Source organism: Clostridium sartagoforme AAU1 (assembly GCF_000401215.1).
Taxonomy (GTDB): domain Bacteria; phylum Bacillota; class Clostridia; order Clostridiales; family Clostridiaceae; genus Clostridium; species Clostridium sartagoforme.
The window spans coordinates 1-3307 of the sequence record NZ_ASRV01000229.1 but is presented as its reverse complement, the minus strand read 5'-3'; the positions used below and the strand labels follow the sequence as shown (position 1 = coordinate 3307).

5 protein-coding genes are annotated in these 3307 nt (G+C 25.4%); 1 reads left to right on the top strand and 4 read right to left on the bottom strand.

Annotation, left to right across the window (positions count from 1 at the left end):
- The 4 genes from A500_RS18050 to A500_RS20135 all read right to left on the bottom strand — a co-directional run.
- A partial coding sequence (locus A500_RS18050; RefSeq protein ID WP_016209012.1) for a DUF6414 family protein occupies positions 1-918 on the bottom strand: 918 nt, incomplete at its 3' end.
- 73 nt (positions 919-991) lie between these two features.
- On the bottom strand, positions 992-1321 hold the full coding sequence (locus tag A500_RS18045) for a hypothetical protein (RefSeq protein WP_016209011.1): 330 nt from the start codon (positions 1319-1321) through the stop codon (positions 992-994).
- A 78-nt stretch (positions 1322-1399) separates the two neighbouring features.
- Complete coding sequence (locus A500_RS18040) at positions 1400-2296, bottom strand: HD domain-containing protein (protein ID WP_016209010.1); 897 nt, start codon at positions 2294-2296, stop codon at positions 1400-1402.
- A 172-nt stretch (positions 2297-2468) separates the two neighbouring features.
- Entirely contained in the window at positions 2469-2684 is a 216-nt protein-coding gene (locus A500_RS20135) for a hypothetical protein (RefSeq protein ID WP_083935722.1), read from the bottom strand.
- 158 nt (positions 2685-2842) lie between these two features.
- Here A500_RS20135 and A500_RS18035 point away from each other — a divergent pair, with 158 nt between their 5' ends.
- Positions 2843-3232 (top strand): PadR family transcriptional regulator, encoded by a 390-nt coding sequence (locus A500_RS18035; RefSeq protein WP_016209009.1) that lies wholly within the window; start codon positions 2843-2845, stop codon positions 3230-3232.
- Positions 3233-3307 lie beyond the last annotated feature (75 nt).

The window sequence follows — 3307 nt, the reverse complement described above, 5'->3', positions numbered from 1 at the left end:
CTTATTGTAAATCATTATCACTTTTCCTTTTATATTACATTCTGGTTTTTTAGGAAGAATTATATTATTTTCTTTTAATACCTCTAAATATGGATCTATTGAATCTATTACTTGTTGATAATATTCTTCTTGTGAAGTCTTTCGTAATAAGCTTATACATTTATTTTCATCTTCTTTTATCATCATTACCTTCCCGAATACTTTGCAAGAACAATGAACCAAATTAAACATATGTGCATGATTACTTAAAAAGTTATTTTCATTTATTGTTAAAAGTAATGATATGTCTTCATTTTGCATTAGGAGATCATGACTTCCTCTTGAAGTTATAGACATTCTTAATCTTTCTAATAACTTACATATTATATTAAAATTTAAGTTTTTCAAGTTCTTTTTTTCTAATAAAGTGTTTAAAAAATCTGCCCCATAGCAGTTTATGATATAAATCAAGGTATCTATATAAAAAGGGAGTGATGTTTCTTTCAAAAACCCATCAACTTCTACATATTCCCCTTCCTTAATATTTCCACTTTCCATATCTTTATAGCTTATTTTTTTTACGTTTTTATTATCATACATCCTATTTAATAAACTACCATGAAGAGTAAAGATGGTACTAATTTTTTTAATTTCTTGTTCATTTCTATCAAAATCACGGCCTTCAAAACCTAAACTCCTATCACTCCCATTTTCATAATGATCATCACATCTTTCTTGTTTGGTTTTATAACCCTCTATCTTATCTTTTTTACTTCCAAAATCAGAGCCATTTGATTCCCTGTCACCTATCTTAATATTTCCTCCAATAGTTCTATCTTTAATTCTCCTATATGTTCTTATATCTATATATCCATTTAATATTACTGAATTTAAATTTTTTATTAGAGCTTCATCTAAATATACCAATAAGTCTAACATCAGTGTCCTCCTAAGATTATTATACTTTTACACCATATTATATTAGACTAGTAAATATTTAATAACTTAAATATTATTTTTTATTTTTTGATAAAATACTTTTTATTTCATTTAGTATATCTTTTTCATCTTCTCTTAATACAAGAGTACCTTTTTTATTACTTTCTATTATTTTTAATATAGTTACTTCATCTTCTAGTTCTTTTATTTTCTTATTTATTTCCTTTTTATTCTTTTTAGATAACTCTGATGAATATACTTCATTATTACATACTGAGCATTTTCCATATAACTTATTATAAGCTACTTTTCCTATGTTAAACTCTTTAATTTCTGTACAACTATCAACTTTAATATTTTGAATTTTATTGCATTTTTCACAAAAACATCTGTTTTCAAGCATAATTTCACCCCTAATATATTGTACCATATTAGAATATTATTTTTATCATAAAATTTTATCTAAGTCTTTATTATATATTTATATATATATTCTTCCATTTATTCTTTTGTCAAAGTCACTCCAACTTCCACTTTCTAAATCTTCGCATATTATATTTATTTTATTTAGAGTTGCATCAACATAATCTGCATAATGAACTATATATGCTTCCATTGTATTAGGCTCCTTTGGTGATCCAAACTCTTGCTTTCCATGATGTTGAACTACTATTGCCTTCAATCTATTTATAAAATCACTAGAGTATATTTCTTTATTACTATTAAAGGCTTCATCTAACATACTTAACCCTATAACTATATGGCCTTCTAGCTCTCCTTCTAAGGTATAACTAAAGGGTTTATCATAATTCATTTCTCTTATTTTTCCTATATCATGTAACTTTGCTCCTAATATTGCAATTTCTTTATTTCTGCAATTATATCTATAAGCAAATTCACGTGCAAGTGAAGTTACTGCTAGTGTATGCTCTGCTAATCCCCCGATGTAATTATGATGGTTAAAAACTCCTCCAATTGCTTTTTCAAACTTATTCAAAAATTCTGAGTTGCTAAAAAAATATTCATCAATTGTCTTTGCTTCTAAGCTTTTAAATTCAATTTCACTTATTTTATTTAATTCATTCATTATTTTATTAATAGGTCTTTTTACTGATGGTAAATAATCTAAAATATCTATTTCTAAAACTTTTTTTATAAAATTAACTTTAAACTTTGGAGCTAATTTCCCTTTTACTAATATAACATCTCCTATATTTATTGATGCATTTATATTTTTTATATAAGCTTTTATTTCTCCAGAATTATCTCCAATAATTGCAATAAAATTATCAACTTCATAAGATATTATTTTTATTACTATAAAAGTACTTTCAATATTTTGATGCATTTTAATATCTTTTAAATATATCTTTTTCATATGTATCACCTCTATTTAATGCTTGTTTATAAATTATTATTAACTATATTTTTATAAAAATTCTATTTTACTAAACTCATATGCTTTAATTTTTAGTGTTTATGGAAATATAAAATAAAAAATTCTATAAAGTAATAAAAGGATGCCAAAGCACCCTTTTATTATTATTTTACTACCAACAAAAACCTAGTAATAATAACCATATTAATGGTGAACATCCGCAGCCACATCCGCCAAATCCTCCACCGAAGCCTCCACAGCCGCATCCTCCACAGCCTCCACCGAAGCCTCCGCAGCCACAGCCACAATTAGAGTAGTTACCGCAGCAGCCACCTCTGTAGCCACCACCACAACAGTTATTTCTACTATAACAAGATCTTCTTGACATGTTTATCAACTCCTACTCTTTCGTATAGTACATTGTATTCATTACATATTGTTTATGTTCTGTAATATTTTTTATATTTTAATAATCATTTACGAGTATATTATTTAAATGTACTTTTTCTATTTCTTATGATAAACTATTATTAAGGAGGTGTTTATATGGAAAAGAGAAATAGATTGGTGGCTCCAAGAAATGTTGTAAACACAAAAATGCTTTATAGTTTTTATATATTAAAAGAATTATCAAAAGGAAATACTATATTTGGTAATAAGGTTCTTGAAGAATTTAGAAATAGATTTTCAGAGACTTCTCTCCCTTTTCCGGTTTCTTCTAGTACAATATACGAAACTCTCTATGATTTAGAAATGAAGGGATATGTAAAAAGCTCTTGGACAGGTGATGAATTTTTAAATAAAAGAAGTAAAAAAATATATTCTATTACAGATAGCGGCGTTGAATATTATAAATATCATATAGCAGATTATATTAATAATCTAAATAAAACTAAAGCCACTTTAGATATTATGATAGATATGCTTATGAAATAAGATACACAAATTTGTAAAATATATTTATTAAATAATATAAATTTAATCATAGGAATATCTATAAATATAAAATTT

Bases quoted from the DNA above. Each gene is read 5' to 3' on its own strand.
- A500_RS18045 (WP_016209011.1), bottom strand. From the start codon at position 1,321: ATGCTTGAAAACAGATGTTTTTGTGAAAAATGCAATAAAATTCAAAAT.
- A500_RS18040 (WP_016209010.1), bottom strand. From the start codon at position 2,296: ATGAAAAAGATATATTTAAAAGATATTAAAATGCATCAAAATATTGAA.
- A500_RS20135 (WP_083935722.1), bottom strand. From the start codon at position 2,684: ATGTCAAGAAGATCTTGTTATAGTAGAAATAACTGTTGTGGTGGTGGC.
- A500_RS18035 (WP_016209009.1), top strand. From the start codon at position 2,843: ATGGAAAAGAGAAATAGATTGGTGGCTCCAAGAAATGTTGTAAACACA.